19 protein-coding genes are annotated in these 19,122 nt (G+C 66.9%); 12 read left to right on the top strand and 7 right to left on the bottom strand.

All coding sequences use genetic code 11. From position 1 onward, the window contains the following. Window positions 1-94 precede the first annotated feature (94 nt). The 3 genes from LFT44_RS00985 to LFT44_RS00975 all read left to right on the top strand — a co-directional run bounded on the left by LFT44_RS00985 (window position 95) and on the right by LFT44_RS00975 (window position 2,813). Window positions 95-583, top strand: a complete 489-nt coding sequence (locus tag LFT44_RS00985; RefSeq protein WP_236800566.1) for an inorganic diphosphatase — start codon at window positions 95-97, stop codon at window positions 581-583. Between the two features lie 87 nt (window positions 584-670). Then, complete coding sequence (locus tag LFT44_RS00980) at window positions 671-2,014, top strand: carboxylesterase family protein (RefSeq protein ID WP_236800565.1); 1,344 nt, start codon at window positions 671-673, stop codon at window positions 2,012-2,014. A 7-nt stretch (window positions 2,015-2,021) separates the two neighbouring features. After that, a complete protein-coding gene (locus tag LFT44_RS00975; protein ID WP_236802979.1) occupies window positions 2,022-2,813 on the top strand; it encodes a DUF429 domain-containing protein in 792 nt (263 codons plus the stop codon). An 8-nt stretch (window positions 2,814-2,821) separates the two neighbouring features. On the opposite strand, the gene LFT44_RS00970 is transcribed toward LFT44_RS00975, so the two are convergent. After that, window positions 2,822-5,248 (bottom strand): phosphoketolase family protein, encoded by a 2,427-nt coding sequence (locus LFT44_RS00970; protein WP_236800564.1) that lies wholly within the window; start codon window positions 5,246-5,248, stop codon window positions 2,822-2,824. Between the two features lie 185 nt (window positions 5,249-5,433). Here LFT44_RS00970 and LFT44_RS00965 point away from each other — a divergent pair, with 185 nt between their 5' ends. Next, window positions 5,434-7,671 carry a catalase gene (locus tag LFT44_RS00965; RefSeq protein ID WP_236800563.1) on the top strand — a complete coding sequence of 746 codons (2,238 nt, stop codon included), beginning with the start codon at window positions 5,434-5,436 and terminating at the stop codon, window positions 7,669-7,671. 152 nt (window positions 7,672-7,823) lie between these two features. Continuing rightward, window positions 7,824-8,423 carry a hypothetical protein gene (locus tag LFT44_RS00960; protein WP_236800561.1) on the top strand — a complete coding sequence of 200 codons (600 nt, stop codon included), beginning with the start codon at window positions 7,824-7,826 and terminating at the stop codon, window positions 8,421-8,423. 52 nt (window positions 8,424-8,475) lie between these two features. On the opposite strand, the gene LFT44_RS00955 is transcribed toward LFT44_RS00960, so the two are convergent. Beyond that, window positions 8,476-9,060 carry a histidine phosphatase family protein gene (locus LFT44_RS00955; RefSeq protein ID WP_236800559.1) on the bottom strand — a complete coding sequence of 195 codons (585 nt, stop codon included), beginning with the start codon at window positions 9,058-9,060 and terminating at the stop codon, window positions 8,476-8,478. A 67-nt stretch (window positions 9,061-9,127) separates the two neighbouring features. Continuing rightward, window positions 9,128-10,015: an HAD family hydrolase gene (locus tag LFT44_RS00950; protein WP_236800558.1), complete on the bottom strand. Its 888-nt coding sequence runs from the start codon at window positions 10,013-10,015 to the stop codon at window positions 9,128-9,130. A 275-nt stretch (window positions 10,016-10,290) separates the two neighbouring features. On the opposite strand from LFT44_RS00950, the gene LFT44_RS00945 reads away from it, so the two are divergent. After that, window positions 10,291-11,286: a hypothetical protein gene (locus tag LFT44_RS00945; RefSeq protein ID WP_236800557.1), complete on the top strand. Its 996-nt coding sequence runs from the start codon at window positions 10,291-10,293 to the stop codon at window positions 11,284-11,286. 88 nt (window positions 11,287-11,374) lie between these two features. Here the strand turns inward: LFT44_RS00945 and serS are convergent, their stop codons facing one another. Continuing rightward, window positions 11,375-12,655, bottom strand: a complete 1,281-nt coding sequence (gene serS, locus LFT44_RS00940) for a serine--tRNA ligase (RefSeq protein WP_236800556.1) — start codon at window positions 12,653-12,655, stop codon at window positions 11,375-11,377. 88 nt (window positions 12,656-12,743) lie between these two features. Here serS and LFT44_RS00935 point away from each other — a divergent pair, with 88 nt between their 5' ends. Further along, window positions 12,744-13,823, top strand: a complete 1,080-nt coding sequence (locus LFT44_RS00935) for a diacylglycerol/lipid kinase family protein (RefSeq protein WP_236800555.1) — start codon at window positions 12,744-12,746, stop codon at window positions 13,821-13,823. A gap of 58 nt (window positions 13,824-13,881) precedes the next feature. Here the strand turns inward: LFT44_RS00935 and LFT44_RS00930 are convergent, their stop codons facing one another. The 3 genes from LFT44_RS00930 to LFT44_RS00920 all read right to left on the bottom strand — a co-directional run bounded on the left by LFT44_RS00930 (window position 13,882) and on the right by LFT44_RS00920 (window position 15,507). Next, window positions 13,882-14,106, bottom strand: coding sequence for a hypothetical protein (locus tag LFT44_RS00930; protein ID WP_236800554.1), 225 nt, complete (start codon window positions 14,104-14,106; stop codon window positions 13,882-13,884). A gap of 94 nt (window positions 14,107-14,200) precedes the next feature. Next, window positions 14,201-15,181 (bottom strand): prephenate dehydratase, encoded by a 981-nt coding sequence (pheA, locus tag LFT44_RS00925; RefSeq protein ID WP_236800553.1) that lies wholly within the window; start codon window positions 15,179-15,181, stop codon window positions 14,201-14,203. Continuing rightward, window positions 15,181-15,507 (bottom strand): rhodanese-like domain-containing protein, encoded by a 327-nt coding sequence (locus tag LFT44_RS00920; RefSeq protein ID WP_142131663.1) that lies wholly within the window; start codon window positions 15,505-15,507, stop codon window positions 15,181-15,183. Before LFT44_RS00920 ends, pheA begins: the two co-directional genes overlap by 1 nt. A gap of 202 nt (window positions 15,508-15,709) precedes the next feature. On the opposite strand from LFT44_RS00920, the gene LFT44_RS00915 reads away from it, so the two are divergent. From LFT44_RS00915 to LFT44_RS00895, 5 genes are all read left to right on the top strand, one after another. Beyond that, the gene (locus tag LFT44_RS00915) at window positions 15,710-17,116 is read left to right on the top strand and encodes an amidase (RefSeq protein ID WP_236800552.1); all 1,407 of its coding nucleotides are present in this window, start codon (window positions 15,710-15,712) and stop codon (window positions 17,114-17,116) included. A gap of 143 nt (window positions 17,117-17,259) precedes the next feature. Beyond that, window positions 17,260-17,487, top strand: a complete 228-nt coding sequence (locus LFT44_RS00910) for a hypothetical protein (protein WP_236800551.1) — start codon at window positions 17,260-17,262, stop codon at window positions 17,485-17,487. A 79-nt stretch (window positions 17,488-17,566) separates the two neighbouring features. After that, on the top strand, window positions 17,567-17,785 hold the full coding sequence (locus LFT44_RS00905; protein WP_236800550.1) for a hypothetical protein: 219 nt from the start codon (window positions 17,567-17,569) through the stop codon (window positions 17,783-17,785). A 212-nt stretch (window positions 17,786-17,997) separates the two neighbouring features. After that, window positions 17,998-18,474 (top strand): LapA family protein, encoded by a 477-nt coding sequence (locus tag LFT44_RS00900; protein ID WP_236800549.1) that lies wholly within the window; start codon window positions 17,998-18,000, stop codon window positions 18,472-18,474. 48 nt (window positions 18,475-18,522) lie between these two features. Further along, window positions 18,523-19,107 carry a dihydrofolate reductase family protein gene (locus LFT44_RS00895; protein ID WP_236800548.1) on the top strand — a complete coding sequence of 195 codons (585 nt, stop codon included), beginning with the start codon at window positions 18,523-18,525 and terminating at the stop codon, window positions 19,105-19,107. Window positions 19,108-19,122 lie beyond the last annotated feature (15 nt).

Raw genomic sequence — 19,122 nt, 5'->3', positions numbered from 1 at the left:
TATATCCTCAATTGTAGTCGGCGGCACCGACACTCTTTTTTGTGGGCCCGTCAAGTGTGCCGCGCACCCCCTGCAATTGCCGAGGAGCATTCCCATGAAGCACGACGTGACCATCGAGATCCCCAAGGGATCGCGCGTCAAGTACGAAGTTGACCACGAGACCGGCCGCGTCCGCCTGGACCGCGTCCTCTTCACCTCCATGCAGTACCCCACGCACTACGGGTACTTCGAGAATACCCTCGGCGAGGACGGCGATCCGCTGGACGCACTGGTGCTCCTGCAGGACTTCGACCTGCACCCCGGCGTCATCGTCGAGTCCCGCCCCATCGGCGTCTTCAACATGACGGACGACGGCGGCGGAGACGCCAAGATCCTCTGCGTCCCCGTGGATGCCCGCTTTGACCACATCCAGGAAGTCAGCGACGTCAACGAGTTCCTGATCAAGGAAATCGAGCACTTCTTCACCCGTTACAAGGACCTCGAGCCGGGCAAGTGGGTCAAGGCCGAGGGCTGGGGCGACCGCGCCGCCGCGGAAGCCGAACTGGAAGCATCCATCAAGCGCTACGTGCCCAGCGGCCACTGATCTACACCAGTCCGACGGCGGGTGCCTGGCTTTTCGAAGCCGGACACCCGCCGTCGTTGTTTCAGGAAGTTGTGGCATGGTGGGGCTGTGAGTTCCGAGCCCGCGCTGACCTCCCAGCTTCTGTTTCATCCCCCCTGCGGCCCCGTCAGCGGATGGCGCGACGACAGGGTTGTTCGTGCCACCGGTATCCCCTACGCCAGGGCACAACGGTTCCAGCCGCCGGCGCCAGTGCCGGACTGGACCGCCGAATTCGCCGCCACGTCCCTCTCGCCCGCCTGCCCGCAGGCGCCGGTCCCGTTCCTGGACGATGTCCTGGGCACCAAGTACGGCGAGCTTCCCGGCAGCGAGGACTGCCAGAACCTGTCGATCACCATGCCCGGCGACCTCTCTCGGGACGAAAAGCTGCCCGTCATGGTCTGGATCCACGGCGGCTCCTACACCACGGGATCGGGTGACCTGGCGATCTTCGATCCCGCCCGGATGGTGGCCGAGAACCGGGTGATAGTGGTCTCGGTGACGTACCGGCTCGGTTTGTTCGGGTTCCTGGCGACGCCTGCCGGGCGTCCCGGCAACCTGGGGCTCCTCGACCAGCTCGAGGCATTCCGCTGGGTGCAGCGGAACATCGCTGCCTTCGGCGGCAATCCCGGCCGGGTCACCGCGTTTGGCCAGTCCGCCGGGGGCGATGCAATCGCCCACCTGATGGCCACCCCGGAGGCGCCCACACTTTTCCAGCGCGCCATCATCCAGAGCGCGCCACTGGGCATTACCCGGGGCCGGGCCAAGATGAACCACGCCATGGGCATCGCGGCCGACGGCGTCACGGAGCAGACGCCCGCCATGGATGTGGTGGCTCTCGAAGCACAGGTTACGCAAGTGGCCAAGAAGTTCGGCATGTTGGCGGCCATGCCGTTCGGCACCCAGTACGGCCACGATCCGCTCCCCGAGGAGTCCGAAATAGAGGCGGCCTGGAACCGGACTGCCCCTGCCATCGAAGTCCTGATCGGACATACCTCGGAGGAGGCCCGATTGTTCCTCCCCCGCAGTCCGCGCCTGATGCGCTTGGCGGGCGCTCCCGTGGTGGGTCCCGCGGCCGTCCGGGCCATCGACTGGCTGGTGACCGAGACCGTGTACGGTCGGGCAACCCGGAAGTTTGCGCGCCGGCATGCCAAGGCGGGCGGAAAAGTGCACCGCTATGTCCTGGACTGGCATGCGCCCGGCAACATCTTTGGCGCCGCCCATACCGTGGACCTGCCCCTGCTGCTCGGCAGCAAGAAGACGTGGGACGGCGTGGGACTGATCGCCGGGGCCGACTGGGCGAAAGTGGATATGACCGGGCGGGCAGTGCGCTCATTGTGGGCCGGTTTTGCCCGCGGGGATGACTTGGGTGAAGCCGGCGCAGTGGACGACGCGCTCCACTACCGTCGTGTCTGACAGGCCGATGAGGACCCTCGGCGTGGATCTGGCCGCCGCAACGAAGAAGACGGCGGTCGCCGTGATCGAGTGGGACCGGCACCCGGAGGCCAGGGAGGCCGCGGAGGCCGGCACGCAGCCGTCCGCCAGGCTCGCCCACCTGGCTCTGGACGTGGACGACCAGGAGATTGTGGACCTGTTCGGCACCTGTGACATGACCGGCGTCGACTGTCCCGTCGGCTGGCCGGACGCACTGATCCCCTTTCTGACCGGGCACCTGAACTTCGATGCCGCACCTGTCCTGGAACACGACGGGATCGCCGGCCGGCGGTTGCTGGCTTACCGGGACACTGACCGCTTCGTCACCCGGGAAGCGGGGTTGATCCCGCTCAGCGTGTCCGCCGACCGCCTGGCGCATCCCGCCATGCGCTGCGCCGTGATCCAGGCGAAGATCGCCGGGCTCCATGGCCCGCAGCCGCGCGACGGCTCAGGCCGGCTCGCCGAGGTGTACCCCGCGGCATCACTGAAGATCTGGGGCCTCAATGGCCGCGGCTACAAGGGCCGCGGCATCCCCGAAGCCGAGCGCCTCGGTGTCCTGCTCGCTTCGCTGGAAGAGCAGGCACCATGGCTGGACCTGTCAGGTCACCGGGACAGGCTGGCAGCCTCGGACGACCTGTTCGACGCCGTCATCGCCGCCCTTGCCGCCCGGGCCGTGGCCCGCCGTCGTACGCTCCTGCCGGATGCCGCCCACGCCGCCGCAGCCCGCAGCGAAGGCTGGATCCACCTGCCGTCCTGCACCCTGGACGAACTGCCCTGCTGAGGGGAGAACTAGCCGCCCAGCTTCCAGTTCCGGATCTCCTCCGGGTCCTCGCCGTGGGTGCGGGTGTGCTCGCGGGCGCGGGCCCTCCGGTCCTGCAGGTCCTGGCGCAGGAGTGAGTGTTTCTCGGCCATCCCCGGCACCCGGTCGATCGCGTCGATGGCCAGGGTGAAGCGGTCGATTCCGTTGAGCATGGCCATGTCGAACGGCGTGGTGGTGGTCCCCTCCTCCTTATAACCGTGCACGTGCAGGCCCTGCTGGTTGGTGCGCTTGTAGGCCAGCCGGTGGATCAGCGCCGGGTAGCCGTGGTACGCGAAGATGACGGGCTTGTCCGGCGTGAAGATCCCGTCGAAATCGTGGGCGGGCAGGCCGTGGGGGTGCTCGCTCTCGTCCTGCAGCCGCATCAGGTCCACCACGTTGACCACGCGGACTTTGAGCCCAGGCGCACCTTCGCGGAGCAGTTCGGCGGCCGCCACGGTCTCCACGGTGGGGACATCACCGGCGCAGGCCAGGACGACGTCGGGCTCCTCCCCGGGCACCTCGGAACCGGCGAACGTCCAGATCCCCAGGCCGCGGCGGCAATGGTTGGCGGCGTCAGCCGGGCCAAGCCAAGTGGGCGAGGGCTGCTTGCCGCTGACCACGATGTTCACGTAGTCCGTGGACGCAAGGCAGTGCTCCATCACCGAAAGCAAGGTGTTGGCATCCGGCGGCAGGTAGACCCGGATGACCTCCGCCTTCTTGTTCACGGCGTGGTCGATGAAGCCCGGGTCCTGGTGCGAGAACCCATTGTGGTCCTGCTGCCACACGTGGGAGGACAGCAGGTAGTTCAGCGACGGCACCGGCTGGCGCCAGGGCAGTGCGCGGGATACCTTCAGCCACTTGGCGTGCTGGTTGAACATGGAGTCCACGATGTGCACGAACGCTTCGTAGCAGTTGAACACCCCATGCCGCCCGGTCAGCAGGTAGCCCTCCAGCCAGCCCTGGCACAGGTGCTCGCTCAGTACCTCCAGGACCCGGCCGGAGCGCGCAAGGTGCTCGTCGACGTCGTCAATCCGGTACTGCCACACCTTGTCGGTGACCTCGTAGACGTTCTGCAGCCGGTTGGACGCCGTCTCATCCGGGCCGAACAGCCTGAAGTTCTCCATGTTCTGGGCGATGACGTCCCGCATCCAGGAGCCCAGCGTCACCATGGGGCTGACGCGCTCGACGCCGGCAGTGGGGACCTCGACGGCGTGGTCCTGGTACGCGGGCAGTTTCAGCGCGCGCCGCAGCACGCCGCCGTTGGCATGGGGCGTGGCACTCATGCGGAAGTCTCCCGTGGGCGCGCCTTCGGCGACGTCGGGCCGGAGGCGGCCGTCGCCGTCGAACAGTTCGTCCGGCCGGTAGGACTCCAGCCACTCCTCCAACTGCTTCAGGTGCTCGCCGTTGGTGCGGACTTCGGACAGCGGCACCTGGTGGGCGCGCCAGGTGCCTTCCACCTGCAGCCCGTCCACGGTGCGGGGCCCGGTCCAGCCCTTGGGGGAACGCAGGACGATCAGGGGCCAGCGGTGCCCGCCCTCCCCCGCCTTTTCGGCGGCCGGATCCTGGCGGTGGGCGTCCTGGATGGCCTTGATCCGGGCCAGGCAGCGGTCCAGCACGGCGGCGAAATCACGGTGTGCCTGCTCGGTATCGTCCGGATCGGCCACGGTGACGAAGTACGGCTCATGGCCGTAGCCGCGCAGCAGTTGCTCCAGCTGGCCCTGCGGCATCCGGGCCAGGACGGTGGGGTTGGCGATCTTGTAGCCGTTCAGGTGGAGGATGGGCAGCACGGCGCCATCCACGGCGGGGTCCAAAAAGTTGTGCGAGTGCCAGCTGGCGGCGAGCGGCCCGGTTTCGGCCTCGCCGTCGCCGATCACGACGGCGGTCACCAGCTGGGGGTTGTCGAACACCGATCCGTAGGCGTGGGCCAGGGAGTACCCGAGCTCGCCGCCCTCGCTGATGGAGCCGGGGCTTTCGGGGGCCGCATGGCTGGGGATGCCGCCGGGGTAGGAGAACTGGCGGAACAGCTCATGCAGACCCGCCTCGTCGTTGCCCACGTGCGCATAGATTTCGGAGTACGTTCCCTCCAACCAGGCATTGGCGACGACGGCGGGGCCGCCATGGCCGGGACCGGCAACAAAGAGCATCTCAAGGTTGTCGCGGCGGATCACGCGGTTCAGGTGCGCGTAGACAAAGTTCAGCCCGGGAGTGGTGCCCCAGTGGCCCAGCAGGCGGGATTTGGTGTCCTCTGCCTGCAGCGGCTCGCGCAGCAGCGGGTTGGAGCGGAGGTAGATCTGCCCCACCGAAAGGTAGTTGGCCGCCCGCCACCACTTGTCGACGAGGTCCAGTTCCTCCTGCGGAAGGTCCTCCTGCTGCGTCTCGTCCTGCGGCTTTACATCGTGCCCTGCGCTGCCGGCCATAACCATCCTCACCTCGGGTGTGCCGCTGCAGGCGGCCGTTCCCCCATCGCAACAGATGAAGGGGCAGGCAGGCAACCCCCGCCGTCGGACCTTGTCTTGCTGCCCCTGACCACCTGTAGGGTAGTAAGCAAGCTTAGCTTCCGCTGCGGCGGGGCTGGGACCATCGAATGCGGGGAGATCGAAACATGCCAGCCGAAGACGACGTTGTAATTCCCGGAGTTCCGTCCAGTGAACCTCCGGCGTTTGAAGAGCCCACCACCCCGCGGGAGCCGTTGCCGCCGAAACCGGACCAACGGGGTCCCGAAGCCGTGTCCCCAACCGGCAGCCCGACCGGTGCCCCAGCCACCGCCCGCGCCCAGTCGGGCCAATACCTGACCACAGCCCAAGGGCTCCGGCTGCCGGACACGGATCATTCCCTCAAGGCCGGTGCCCGCGGTCCCATCCTGCTGCAGGACCATCATCTGCGTGAAAAGATCACCCATTTCGACCATGAGCGGATCCCGGAGCGCGTTGTCCATGCACGCGGCGCCGGGGCGCACGGCGTGTTCCGTTCGTACGGGACGGCTTCGAAGGTCACCCGCGCCGGTTTCCTCGCCCCGGACGTCGAGACGCCGGTGTTTGTCCGGTTTTCCACCGTGCTTGGCTCGCGGGGCTCTGCGGACGCCGTCAGGGACACCCGCGGGTTCTCCACGAAGTTCTACACGGATGAGGGCACCTACGACCTGGTGGGAAACAACATCCCTGTGTTCTTCATCCAGGACGGCATCAAGTTCCCGGATGTGGTGCACGCGGCCAAGCCCCACCCGGACCGCGAGATTCCGCAGGCCCAGAGCGCCCACGACACCTTCTGGGACTTTGTGTCGCTCCACACCGAGGCACAGGCCCACACCCTGTGGAACATGTCCGACCGCGGCATCCCCCGGTCCTACCGGACCATGGAAGGCTTTGGCGTCCACACCTTCCGGCTCAGCAATGCCGCCGGGGACACCACGCTGGTGAAGTTCCACTGGAAGCCCAAGCAGGGCGTGCACTCCCTGGTCTGGGAGGAAGCCCAGATCATCAACGGCATGGACCCGGACTTCCACCGGCGCGACCTTGCTGACGCCATCGAGGCGGGGGCCTTCCCGGAGTGGGAACTGGGCATCCAGACCTTCCCGGATACCGAAGACCAGATGTTCCAGGGCATCGATCTCCTGGACCCCACCAAGTTTGTCCCCGAGGAACTCGCGCCGGTCCAGCCCATCGGACTCATGACCCTCAACGCGAACCCCAACAATTTCTTCGCCGAGACCGAGCAGGTGGCCTTCCACCCCGGCCACTTGGTGCCGGGCATCGACGTCACCAACGACCCCCTGCTGCAGGTGCGCCTGTTTTCCTATCTGGACACGCAGATCTCACGCCTGGGCGGACCCAACTTCGCGCAGATCCCCATCAACCGGCCGCATGCTCCGGTCAACGACATGCTGCGCGATGGCATGCACCAGACTGCGGACCACGCCGGTGTTGCACCGTACCGGCCCAATTCCCTGGATGGCGGGTGCCCGTTCCTGGCCAGCCAGGACATGGGCGCGTTCGTGGACGTGCCGGAGGCAGTTGCGGAATCCATCAAGGAACGGCGCAACCCTGCATCCTTCGATGACCACTACAGCCAGGCCCGGCTGTTCTTCCGGAGCCTGAGCGCGGTGGAGCAGGACCACGTGATCCAGGCGTACACGTTCGAGCTCGGCAAGTGCTTCGAGACCGCCGTCCGCGAACGCCAGCTGCAGGCCCTGGCCAACATCGATGCCGGGCTTTGCGCCGCCGTCGCCGCGGGCCTGGGAATGCCGGCCCCCGATGCGACGGAGCAGGTCCCGGACCGGGAACCAAGCCCGGCTGTGTCCCAGGTGGGCGAAACGTGGCCGGTTGCCGGCCGCGTGGTGGGCATCCTTGCCGATTCCTCCAGCGACCTGGCCCAGGTGGAGGCGGCCCGCAAGGCGCTCGACGGCGAAGGCATGGTCCCGCTGGTCATCGCACCAACAGGGGGCGTGCTTTCCTCCGACGGGCTTTCGGTGACGGTGCAGCGGACCTTCCTTACCGCGCGGTCCACCGAGTTCGACGCGCTGATCGTCGCCGGAGGCAAGCAGTCCGCGCCTGACGCCACCGCCGGGCGCGACGCCAAGGCCGGGGAGCCTGTTGACACCCCGGATCCGCGCGTCGCGCTCATGCTGTCCGAGGCGTACCGCCACGCCAAGGCCATTGGCGTGTGGGGCTCCGGCTCTGCCGTCCTCGAGGCGATCGGCATTCGGCAGGAAACGGTTGGCATCGCTGCCGGGGACAGCGCGGCCGAAGTCACCGCCGAGGTCTCCGGGCTCCTTGCCGCGCACCGCGCGTGGGACAGGTTCCCGGCGACCGGGGTAGGCGCGTCCGCTTCCGCGGCGCAGTAGGCCTGCACCGGCCTTCCGCTCCGTTGGTTTTGGCTGGGGCCCGCATCGAACGTGATGCGGGCCCCTCGTCATTTCCGCCAGTGCCCGGCGAGGCGCCTGCGCGCGAAACAGGCCGTTTCGCAGTTCCTACTTCCGGGTAGTGTGGACCCAGAATGTTCACCCTCACCATCAACCAGACGGACAGCCGGCGCGACGGCGACCAGGTTCCGCAGCTGCTCAAGGCACTGCGGCACATCCCCGCGCGCCTGGATTTTGACAGGTCCGTCGAGGACGAGGTCCAGGGGATTGTCGACTGCCCGCACCAGGCGGTGGACGCCGCCCTGATCGCGCTCCGCAGCGGGCATTGGTACGTGGGCATCGGGGCCGGGCCGGTGGATGAACCGCTGCCCAACCAGATCAAGGACGCATCCGGCCACGGCCTGGTCTACGCCCGCCGGGCGGTGGACCGGCTCCGCAACAGCAAGGAGCGGGTACCGGTTGCGGTGGAGGGACCGTTGGCCGATGTTGCCCACGATGCCGAGGCTATCCTCCGGCTGCTGGGCCACATCGTGCGGGACCGCTCCGGGGCGGAATGGCGGGTACTGGACCTGCTGACACCTGGAGTCCGCGGCCAGCAGAAAGCGGTGGCGCAGGAACTGGGCATCACCACGCAGGCCGTCAGCAAGGCCGTCGCGCGGGCCCAGTGGAATGAGGAACATGCCGCCCGGCCCGCGGCTGCCCGGTTGCTGGCGCTGATCCTGGCGGTGGTCTGACCGCCCCCGCCGGGGGCCGCCGTCGCAATCTGTTTTTGGGGCCCTTGGACCTTTAGCTGCCGGTTGCCGCCATCACGGGCTCGCCGTTGAAGTACTCCAGCTTCCACCCGTCGATCGCGTGGTGGTGCGCCAGGTTCAGTACGGCGTTGTCCACGCTGGCCAGGGTCTGGCCGATGGCGCGGCTGAGGGTGACACGCAGCAGGGTTCCGTGGGTGACCACCAGGAGCCGCTGTCCGCGGAACTCCTCCGCCAGGGCTTCCAGCGCCGCGATTCCGCGGTCTGCGGCCTCGTCTTCACTTTCGGCGCCCTTGAACCCGCCGGGTACCCGCAGGGCGTCCAGCTCCGGTCCGGCCTGCATCCCTTCGGCCGGGCCGAAGCTGCGCTCCGTGAGTTCCGGGACGCGCCGGGATACTGTCAGCCCGAGCCCTTCGGCAATGAGGTCCGCGGTTTCGGCGGCGCGGCTCAACGGCGAGGAAACGATGGCGTCCCACTCGTACGGGGCAAGGACGGCGACGGCCTCACGTGCCTGGCCACGTCCAACGTCGTTGAGGGGAATGTCGGTGGCCCCCTGCAGCCGGCGCTCGGCATTCCAGTCGGTCTGGCCATGGCGGACGAGGGCGAACGTCGTAAGGGTCATGCCCCTATTCTGCCTTGGCCCGGGGCTGTGCCCGGAATCGCGGCAGCGGGCCTCGTCGGCGGGCGACTCAGAGGAGGCTGCGCAGCACGTGGGCGGCGCCGTCGTCGTGCACTGAGTGGGTGACCTCATCCGCTGCGGCCACCACCTCCGCCGGGGCCTGACCCATGGCCACCCCGCGGCCGGCCCAGGTGAGCATCTCGATGTCGTTCCGGCCGTCACCCACGGCAACGGTGAGGTGCTCTTCGAAGCCGAGCCGGACCCGGAGGTTTTCCAGGGCGCTGGCCTTGGTCACGCCTGCGGCCGCGATGTCCAGCCACGCGGTCCAGCCCACGGAGTAGGTAACTCCCGCAAGGCCCACGTGGTTGATGGCCTCGGTGAACTCCTCGGGCGTGTTCTCGGTGCTGAACACGACTACGCGGACGGCAGTGGACTCCAGCATGGTGTGGAAGTCCACGCCCACCGCCTCGACGCCGAAGCTGGCGTCCTGGAACCGCTCCGTGGAGAGGAAATTGCCGTCGGCGTCCTCCAGCGCATACTTGGCGGACGGGAGGCGTTCGCGCAGGGCGCGCAGGGCCGGGGCCGGATCAAAGGTGGCCTTGTGGATCACCTCGTAGCCATTCTCCAGTTCGGGGTGGAGCCGGAGGGTTACGCCGCCATTGCAGCAAACCGCATATCCGCGCTCGATCCCGATCTTTTCGATAATGGGAAGCGTGGCATTCAAGGAGCGGCCCGTGGCGATCATCACCTCGTGCCCGGCGGCCACCACTGCCTGGGCGGCCTCCCGGACACCCGGGGACATGTGGCCGTCGTGGTTCACCAGTGTGCCGTCCACGTCCAGCGCGACCATGAACTTCTGGTCGATAGCGGTGAACTCGATGTTGTTCAGGGCGTTGTTCTCGTTGTTCTCTCGCCGGTCATCGTTGCCGGCGACTGAGGTTTCAGTCAGCGTTGTCATCCACATAGTGAACCAGACGTAACTGACACGCGCTAGGACGGGGACCACAGGTTCACTGAACTGTTGGTTAACTCGGCGGGTTTCCACATGCGTGCGGCTGCGCGGACCACTCGCGGAAGCGCCGTCATCTGCGGTACGCACCCGCCCGCGGACACCACACCCCCGAACGCGCCGGTGCAACGTCCATCAGCCGGTGCGAATATGAGCTGCCTAGTTGTCCACATGCACCAACCGGCCCCTTCAACGGCCACTCATTGACCGGTGACGATAAGGGCATGCACCTGATCTCCGCGCAGGACCTCCGCCGCACCACTGGGGACGCCCGTTCACTCAGTAGACGCTACGCGCAGGGTGAACTTGTCCGTGTCCGCAAAGGTGTTTATGCCGAGAAACGTGCATGGGTGTCATTGCCGCCATGGGAAAGATACGTCCAGACCGTCCGCGCGGTGGATCTGGAGCTCCCGCAATCGACATTCTGCCTGCACACGGCCGCTGTCATATGGGACCTGGAACTTCTCGCCGTGCCTGCGTACATCCACCTCTCCGGGGCAACCAGAGGCCACACGGGCCGCAGGAAACCAACAACGTCCGCGGCACGTGACAGGTCCGGACAAACAGGAATCGAACACATCACCGCCTACGGCATAAACCGGCATTTCGCGAACGCAGCAGCAGTCCAACGAGGAGGGCTGCTGGTAACCCCTCTTGCGGAAACAGTCATTGGCGTCATTGCGACGGAGGACTTCGCGGCAGGAGTGGTGTTGGCGGATCATGCGATCAGCAGTCGGCGAGTATCCGGGGCCCCACTTGGCCAGGACGAACTGTTGAGAACGGCCTTCACGCTCGAATCAGCGGCCCGTCGGAACTGGGTGGCACAGGTGCTCGACTTCGCATCGCCGCAGTTAGAGTCGGCTGGTGAATCGCTCAGCCGCGCCCAGATGCATCTGCTCGGCTTTCCGGCCCCCATGCTCCAGGCAAAGTTCCTGCAGGAAGGTTCACTGCTCGCCCGTACCGACTTCTTCTGGCCCAAGTACCGGCTCATTGGCGAGTTCGACGGCGACGCCAAATACCTCAATGATGAATATCTGGGCACTCAAACAGCCCGCCAGGCCGTGCTGGCGGAAAAGAAACGCGAGGACAGGCTTCGGGCGGCAGGTTTCAGGGTTGTCCGGTGGGACTGGGCAACCGCGTCGAACCCTGTCCGCTTTGCAGCATGCCTCCGGCAGGCAGGGCTGCCAAGCAGCCGGAGCAGGCAACCGGGCACCCGCTAACGGACAGTGCACCCCCGAACTCGGGGGTGCACTGTCCGTTCAAGGGTGCACCGTCCAGTTGCGGGTGCACCGCGAAGAAGAGACCGCCCTACAGGACCGGCAGCACCTCGAGGCCGCCCAGGTACTTCTGCAGCGCCTTGGGCACGTTGACCGAGCCGTCCGCGTTCTGGTGGTGCTCCAGCAGGGCCACGATCCAGCGGGTGGTGGCCAGGGTGCCGTTGAGGGTTGCCACGGCGCGGGTGCCCTTGGAGACGCCCTCCGCGTTGACGATGCGTTCACGGATGTTCAGGCGGCGTGCCTGGAACGTGGTGCAGTTGGAGGTCGAGGTCAGCTCGCGGTAGGCGCCCTGGGTGGGGACCCAGGCCTCGCAGTCGTACTTCCGGGCCGCAGACATGCCGAGGTCGCCGGCGGCGGTGTCGATCACCCGGTACGGCAGCTCGCACTTGGCCAGCATCTCCTCTTCCCAGGCAAGGAGCCTCTGGTGCTCGGCGGCAGCCTCTTCAACGGTGGTGTAGATGAACATCTCCACCTTGTTGAACTGGTGCACGCGGATGATGCCCCGGGTGTCCTTGCCGTGCGACCCGGCCTCGCGGCGGTAGCAGGAGCTCTGGCCTGCGTAGCGGATGGGACCGGCGGAGAAGTCGAGGATCTCGTCCGCGTGGTAGCCGGCGAGTGCCACCTCTGAGGTGCCCACCAGGTAAAGGTCGTCTTCGGCGAGACGGTAGATCTCGGCGTCGTGCTTCACGTCGAAACCCGTGCCCTGCATTGTTTCCGGACGCACCAGGGTGGGCGTGATCATCGGGACGAAGCCGGCCTCGATGGCCTGGTCCATGGCCATCTGCAGCAGCGCCATCTCCAGCCGGGCACCCACGCCCTTGAGGAAGTAGAAGCGGGCGCCGGAGACCTTGGCGCCGCGTTCCATGTCGATCGCGCCAAGCAGCTCGCCGATCTCCAGGTGGTCGCGCGGTTCAAAGTCAGGGAATTCGCGCGGCGTACCGACGGTCTTGACCACCACGTAGTCGTCCTCGCCGCCCTCGGGAACGCCGTCCTCAACAAGGTTGGGGATGGTGCGGAGCAGTTCTTCCTGCTTGGTCTGGGCCGCATCGGCCTCGGCGGAGGCGGCCTTGACGGAGTTGGCCAGCTCCTTGACCTCGGCCAGCAGGGCCTGCTTCTCCTCGCCCTTGGCCTTGGCCACCTTCTTGCCGAACACGTTCTGCTCGGCGCGGAGGTTCTCGAAGCGGAGCAGTGCCTCGCGGCGGGCGGAATTCGCGGAGATGATCGCGTCCACCACTGATTCGTCCGCGCCACGGGCACGCTGGCTGGCACGGTACTTGTCCGGGTTTTCGCTGAGGTCTTTTACGTCGATCACCAGACAAGGGTATCCAATTCACTGCACGACGGCGGGCGGCCGGCTCCATGCCCCCTCCCGCCGCGCGCCGGGCTACTGTTGAAACACCATGAGCGACTGGATTCTCTACCTGCTGATTGCGGTGGCGCTTGCCTTCGCCACCTCCAGCTGGTGGGGGGTGCGGCGCCTCAAGGCCCTGCACGTTCGCAGTACCGTGGCCGGCGAATCTTATGACTCGGGACTGGCGCAGCAGCGCGTGGCAGTAGTCCTGAACCCCATCAAGGCGCGGGCTGGCGAAGCCCGGGAAATGATTCACAGGGCCTGCCTTGCCGCCGGGTGGGACGAGCCCGTCTTCTTCGAAACGACGGCGGAGGACCCCGGATTCTCCCAGATGCAGGCGGCACTGGCAGGAAAGCCCGACGTCGTCCTGGTGGGCGGCGGGGACGGCACGGTACGCGTGGTGGCTGAGGCCCTCGCACGCACCAACGTTGCCATGGGCCTGATTCCACTGGGCACCGGCAACCTGTTGGCCCGCAACGTGGACCTGGACGTGAACGACCTCCACGGCAACGTCCAGACAGCGCTTTTCGGCCGCCAGCGCTATATCGACACTGCCCGCATGGCCATTGAGAACTCGCGGACAGGGCATTACTCCGAGCACGTGTTCCTGGTCATCGCAGGCATCGGCATGGATGCGGAGGTCCTGGCCGACACCAACGCGGGACTGAAGAAAGCGGTGGGCTGGCTGGCCTACACGGAGGCCGGAGTGCGGCACCTCCCCGGCCGGCGGAAGAAGGTATCCATCGCCCTGGACGGGAGCCCCGAGCAGATCCGGAACATCCGTAGCGTGTTGTTCGCCAACTGCGGCCTGGTACCGGGCGGCATCGATTTCATCCCGCAGGCCATGATCGACGACGGCATGCTGGATGTAGTGGTGATGAGCCCGCGCAGCGCCATTGGCTGGCTCCTGATGTACGTGAAAATCATGTTCAAGCACAGCGGAAAGCTGCCCGTCATGACCGTGTACCGGTCAACCAGGGTGGTCATCAAGTGCCCCGAGCCCATGCCCACACAGCTCGACGGCGACACATCAGGGGAAGCGACGCAGCTTACGGTTCAGGTGGAGCCCCGGTCACTCCTGATCCGGGTGAAACGGCAGGTACAGGCCACCGGTGCAACCGCGCGGTAATAAGGGGTAAAAGCGGCGCCGGCTGGAATGCCGGCATGACGCAGCGCCGGGATCCGGCTCAGGCCCCGGACTCCTTCTCCGCGTCAGCGGCCTGCTTGGCAGCGGCATGGGCTTCTTTGGCAGCGGCGTGGGCTTCGGATTGCTCGCGGATCATGGCCTGCTCCTCTTCGAAGCGCAGGCGGTCGGCGCGGTCAGCGTCGTCCCCGTCCCAATCCTGGTTGTCGGCCGTCGGCTTGGGGTTGACGATCATCCCCTGGCCGTCGTTGTCATTGCTGCTGGTCATGACCCGCTCCCTTCATCAGGGGCCATACCCCATGTGGATCAAGCAAGCATACGCATTGTCCACAGCCCGCGGAAGTACCTCCAGAGGCATTTGCCTACGCTGTGCGCGAAGCCTGGGAACCGCTTTCACCTGCGACGGATTCCGCGGCGAGTATGGATTGGACCCAGGTGTGCGCCGCCGAGAAGGCCGCATCGGAGGTATGCGCCGCCACCGGCGTGGCCTGCCCGTCAGCCCTGGGGTACGAGCCCAGGAAGCGGGTTCCCGGGCTGATGCGGTGCAGCCCGGCGAGCGCATCCGCCACCCTCGCTTCGCAGGCATGGCCATCCGCGTCAATGCTGAAGAAGTAGTGCCCCAGGTACTGCCCGGTGGGCCTGGATTCAATCCGGCTGAGGTTGACGCCGCGGCTGGCGAACTGGTCCAGGATCTCCATCAAAGCGCCCGGACGGTCCTCCGGAAGCGGGACCACAACGGTCGTCTTGTCTGCTCCGGTAGGCGCCGGCAGCGCACCGGGCCGGCTGACCAGGATGAAGCGCGTCACGGCGCCGGGGTTGTCGCCGATGTCCTCTCCCAGCACAGACAGCTCCGGGTGCTCCCGGGCAACGAGCGGGGCGCAGATCGCGGCGTCGTAGGTGCAGTCCCGCTCCAGCAGTCCGAGTGCCGCTGCAGCTGTTGATGAGCCGGGAACATATTCCGCTTCAGGTATATTCTTCTCCACCCACAACCGGCACTGGGCCCACGCATGGCCGTGGGTGGACACCTGCCGCACGTCTTCCACTCCTACTCCGGGCCGGGACACCAGGACAAAGCTGATGGGAACCAGGACCTCGCGGATGATGCGCAGTTCCTGGCCGGAGGCGATCGCGTCCAGGGTGGCAGTGACTCCGCCCTCCACCGAGTTCTCGATGGGGACCATGGCGCCGTCCGCTGACCCGTCGCGCACCCTGTCCAGGGCGGCATTGACGTTGGCGGCCGGGAGCCTGACGGCCTGGAGTGCATCAGCCACCTGCAGGAGGGCCGCCTCGGTGAAGGTGCCCTCCGGTCCCAGGAAGGAGTAGGTTCGGGGACTGCCGGGCACTAAAGGACCAGCGGCTTAAGTCCGTTGTCCGAGACCAGGGGCTTGCCGGATTCCAGCCACTGGTCCATGCCGCCGGAGACGTTGATGGCGGTGTAACCCTGGCCGGTAAGCCATTGGGCAACGCGGAAGGACCGCCCGCCCGTGCGGCAAATGACGTAGAGGTCCTCGTCCGGGTCGAGTTCGCCGAGCCGGGCCGGGATCTGGTCCATGGGGATGTGGAGTGCGCCGTCGGCGTGACCGGCAACCCACTCGTAGTCCTCCCGGACATCCAGGATCACTGCGTCAGCGGGGACGTCGTGGACGGGGACGGTATCGAAATCGCTCATCGGAGTCCTGTCTTGGCGGATCGGAGTTCGCTTTAAGCCTAGCCCTTCCCCCCTTGAAGAAGCTGGAAAAAGCCGCGGGTTAGGCTGGAGGAACCCAAGGAGGTTTCCATGTCCCGACAGATCGCCACCCTCACCGGGGCGCTGGCACTCCCCGGCCGCAACATGGAACCGGCGGCCGGACGACGAACGGTGGCGCGATTGCATGGCTGAACTCCACGAACTCCCGGCCCTGGACCTGCGGGATCTCCTGCGGAGCGGAACGGTGTCCGCGGTGGAGGCAGCCGAGCATTTCCTGGCAAGGATCGAGCAGCAGAACCCCCTCCTGGGCGCCTTCATCACCGTGACTGCGGACCAGGCCCTGGAGGAGGCCCGTGCAGCGGACGTCCGGCACTCGCGGACAGTCGCCGCGGACCTGCCCACGCTGCACGGCATGCCGCTTGCCTTCAAGGACCTTACCGACGTCGCGGGCGTGGTGACCACACACGGCAGCGCCGCACTGGAGCACAAACCTGCCCCCGTCGACAGCCCGCTGGTCGCCCTCTTTAGGGATGCCGGCGTGACCGTCCTGGGCAAAACGCAGGTGCCCGAATTTGGACTGACCGCGTACAGCGAGAACCGCATCGCACCGCCGTCGCGCAATCCCCACGCACCCAGCCGGAGCTCTGGAGGCTCCTCCGGCGGCAGCGCCGCCGCGGTGGCGGCAGGGCTGCTGCCTTTCGCCCCGGGGACCGACGGCGGCGGGTCAGTCAGGATTCCGGCGGCCGCGTGCGGCCTGGTGGGGTTGAAGCCGGGACGGGGCCTCGTAACGGCCGGGGAAAGCGCGGGCGACCCCGCCCGGCTGGTGGCGCCCGGTCCCCTCGCCCGGAGTTCAGGGGACACAGCATTGATGATGGACGTCCTGGCCCCGGGGCACGCCTACCTCCAGGCGCTGCAGCAGGAGCCACCGCGGGTAAGGATTGGTGTCACGCTGGACAGCCCGTGGTCGAGCACTTTCCCCTTCACCCTGGAGCAGGAGGCCCTGGACGCGCTGCGCGCAGGCGTTGCCCTCCTGGAGCAGGCCGGCCATGCTCTTGGTGATGCCGACATCCGCTACGACAACCGCTATCCAGATGCCTTCACCACGGCCTGGACCGCGGGGGTGGGTGCCGCCAGGATCAGCCCCACGCGGGAGGCGCTGCTGGCACCCCTCACCAGGACCTTCCGGCGGCGGGCCCAGCAGCGCAGCCCGGCCAAGCTCGCCGAGGCGCTGGCCTTCCTGCGGCAGTTCCAGCACGACACCCTGGCACAGTACGGGCAGTGGGACCTGATGCTGATGCCCACGCTGGCACAGACTCCGCGGCCGGTGGGCTGGTTCACCGGGACGGCCCATGGAAGCGACCGCTGGCCGGCCGCCGAGTGGCCCGGGGATGCCGACGGCGACTACCGGAAACAGTGCGAATACGCGCCATGGTCCTCCATGGTGAACGTGTGCGGACTGCCGGCCATCACCCTTCCCGTGCACTGGACGGGAGGAACCGCCGGCAGCGGGCTTCCCATGGGCATCCAGCTGGTGGGGCCCATGGGATCGGAAACCCTCCTCCTGCAGGTGGCGCGTCAGCTGGGCTTCTAGGAAAGCCGGCCTGTTAGGCGGCCCCCCGAGGCTGTTGACCTGGATCTAACGCCGCCTTAACCCGCTGGTAACCGTGGCCGCGCAAACTGGAAATGCACGTTTCTGCACCTGCATCCGTCCTCCCCCGACCAGGAGTTGCCACCATGAACGCTGAACAGGCTGCGGCGAGCGCCGGGCCCACCGAGACAGTCGACGACGAACGGCCGGACCTGAGCAACGCCAATGTCAGGGAGGACGTGGCTTTAGCCGGCAGGTGCGGACTGGTCCACCTGCCCACGGGCCGGACCTGCCTCCTCCCCCTCCGCCATCAAGGGCCCTGCGAGTTCCACCGCCCGCAGGAGGCGGAGGACATGGTGTCCAGCGGCGACTGACAGCTTCCTGCGCTGCTCTCTCGACTCCCACGCCCGGCAGGAGGACGATTAAAAGGCAGTCACCATAAGGAGGTCTGTGATGTGCTACGCATCGAGCAAGGACTTCGGGTGGGGCGCAAAGAAAGAAACCACGCGCCGGCCTGAAGCGGAACCGGAAACCCCTGCGGAACCTCCGGAGGAGCCGGTCAAGGCACAGAATTTCACGTTCTGGGCCTTCCCCAACTGGCGCAGGACCCCTGCGCCGCGCACCCCCTCCGCCGACGGGGACAAGACCCAACGGAGCAGGGAGAGGGTCTGACGTCCGGGCACCTGCCCGCGCAAAAGTCAGCAATCAACGGAGGGGTCCTCATGGAGGGCCCCTCCGCGGTCTTCCCTGCAGCCTGCCCCAAATGCAGCAGCTTACGGCCGCAACTCACGGCGCCGCCGGCCCGGCCGGTCGTTGTGCTGTCCCAGCAGTGCGTCTATGGTTGAACAATAAGCATGCTTAGCATTCTGGGAAAGGGGATGAGCATGAGCGCAGGACAATACACTCCGGGGCCCGACCGTCGGCCGGAAACGGACACCGACATGACGCCGTCGAACGCAGCACCCTCAAACATGACGCCGTCGAACACAGCCCAGCCGGCAGCAGACCGCGCAACCTACGGCAACGCGCCATCCTACTCAGCGGGTGAGCCGGGAACACCTGCCGCCGGAACCACCCCAAGGGCCGGCGGCGCTCCGGAACGCAAAGTCACGCGCACCGGTGTCATCTGGGCGGCCGTGGTAGCAGCCCTGGTGCTGCTGATCCTGCTGATCATCTTCATCCTCCAGAACCAGGAGCTGGTACTGGTGAAGTTCCTGGGCTTCGAAGGATCCGTCCCGTTGGGCATGGCACTGTTCATCGCCGCCGTGACCGGCGCCGTCCTGGTGGCCGTGGCAGGCGGCGCACGGATCCTGCAACTGCGCCGGAACGCCCACCGGTCCAGGGTCCAGCAGCGCAGGTAGAGGCACGGCCAATACAGAAAGCCGCCCGGCAAGGAGAGGCTGCTGGCGATGGGCAAGGTTGTGGTGATGAACCACGTGACGCTCGACGGCGTCATGCAGGGTCCCGGCCGGCCGGATGAGGATACGCGGGGCGGATTCAGCGACGGCGGCTGGGCGGTTCCCTACGCCGACCAGGCCACGGTGCAGAAGATGGGCGAACGGATGGGTCCGGACCATGCCTTCCTGTTCGGGCGGCGTACCTACGGGCAGCTCCTCGCGTCATGGAACGCCCAGGGCGGCCCCTTCAAGGAGGCCCTGAACAACACGCCGAAGTACGTCGCTACCAGGGATCCGGCAACCAGGCTGGAGTGGCCGAACTCCATGCTCCTGCACGGTGACGTTCCCGCGGCCGTGCAGGAACTCCGGGAAAGCTTCGCCTCCAACCTCGTCATCATGGGCAGCGGAGTGCTGATCCGCGCACTCATGGCTGCTGGCCAGATTGACGAATACCTGCTGATGATCCACCCGGTCGTCCTGGGCAACGGGCAACAGCTTTTCGCGGGCGGCACCAAAACCCCGCTGCGGCTCATCGAAGCCGACCATACAAGCACCGGCGTCCTCATGGCTTTGTACACCCCGGACAAGCCTGGTTAGGAACGCCGGCCGGAT

Source organism: Arthrobacter sp. FW306-05-C, assembly GCF_021801725.1.
In the GTDB taxonomy this organism is placed as follows: Bacteria; Actinomycetota; Actinomycetes; order Actinomycetales; family Micrococcaceae; genus Arthrobacter.
Note: the sequence above shows the minus strand (reverse complement) of the source record. Positions and strands in the feature narration are given on the sequence as shown.

Coding starts and splice junctions, on each gene's coding strand:
- LFT44_RS00985 (WP_236800566.1), top strand. CDS start 95: ATGAAGCACGACGTGACCATCGAGATCCCCAAGGGATCGCGCGTCAAG.
- LFT44_RS00975 (WP_236802979.1), top strand. CDS start 2,022: ATGAGGACCCTCGGCGTGGATCTGGCCGCCGCAACGAAGAAGACGGCG.
- LFT44_RS00970 (WP_236800564.1), bottom strand. CDS start 5,248: ATGGCCGGCAGCGCAGGGCACGATGTAAAGCCGCAGGACGAGACGCAG.
- LFT44_RS00965 (WP_236800563.1), top strand. CDS start 5,434: ATGCCAGCCGAAGACGACGTTGTAATTCCCGGAGTTCCGTCCAGTGAA.
- LFT44_RS00960 (WP_236800561.1), top strand. CDS start 7,824: ATGTTCACCCTCACCATCAACCAGACGGACAGCCGGCGCGACGGCGAC.
- LFT44_RS00955 (WP_236800559.1), bottom strand. CDS start 9,060: ATGACCCTTACGACGTTCGCCCTCGTCCGCCATGGCCAGACCGACTGG.
- LFT44_RS00950 (WP_236800558.1), bottom strand. CDS start 10,015: ATGACAACGCTGACTGAAACCTCAGTCGCCGGCAACGATGACCGGCGA.
- LFT44_RS00945 (WP_236800557.1), top strand. CDS start 10,291: ATGCACCTGATCTCCGCGCAGGACCTCCGCCGCACCACTGGGGACGCC.
- LFT44_RS00935 (WP_236800555.1), top strand. CDS start 12,744: ATGAGCGACTGGATTCTCTACCTGCTGATTGCGGTGGCGCTTGCCTTC.
- LFT44_RS00930 (WP_236800554.1), bottom strand. CDS start 14,106: ATGACCAGCAGCAATGACAACGACGGCCAGGGGATGATCGTCAACCCC.
- LFT44_RS00920 (WP_142131663.1), bottom strand. CDS start 15,507: ATGAGCGATTTCGATACCGTCCCCGTCCACGACGTCCCCGCTGACGCA.
- LFT44_RS00915 (WP_236800552.1), top strand. CDS start 15,710: ATGGCTGAACTCCACGAACTCCCGGCCCTGGACCTGCGGGATCTCCTG.
- LFT44_RS00910 (WP_236800551.1), top strand. CDS start 17,260: ATGAACGCTGAACAGGCTGCGGCGAGCGCCGGGCCCACCGAGACAGTC.
- LFT44_RS00905 (WP_236800550.1), top strand. CDS start 17,567: ATGTGCTACGCATCGAGCAAGGACTTCGGGTGGGGCGCAAAGAAAGAA.
- LFT44_RS00900 (WP_236800549.1), top strand. CDS start 17,998: ATGAGCGCAGGACAATACACTCCGGGGCCCGACCGTCGGCCGGAAACG.
- LFT44_RS00895 (WP_236800548.1), top strand. CDS start 18,523: ATGGGCAAGGTTGTGGTGATGAACCACGTGACGCTCGACGGCGTCATG.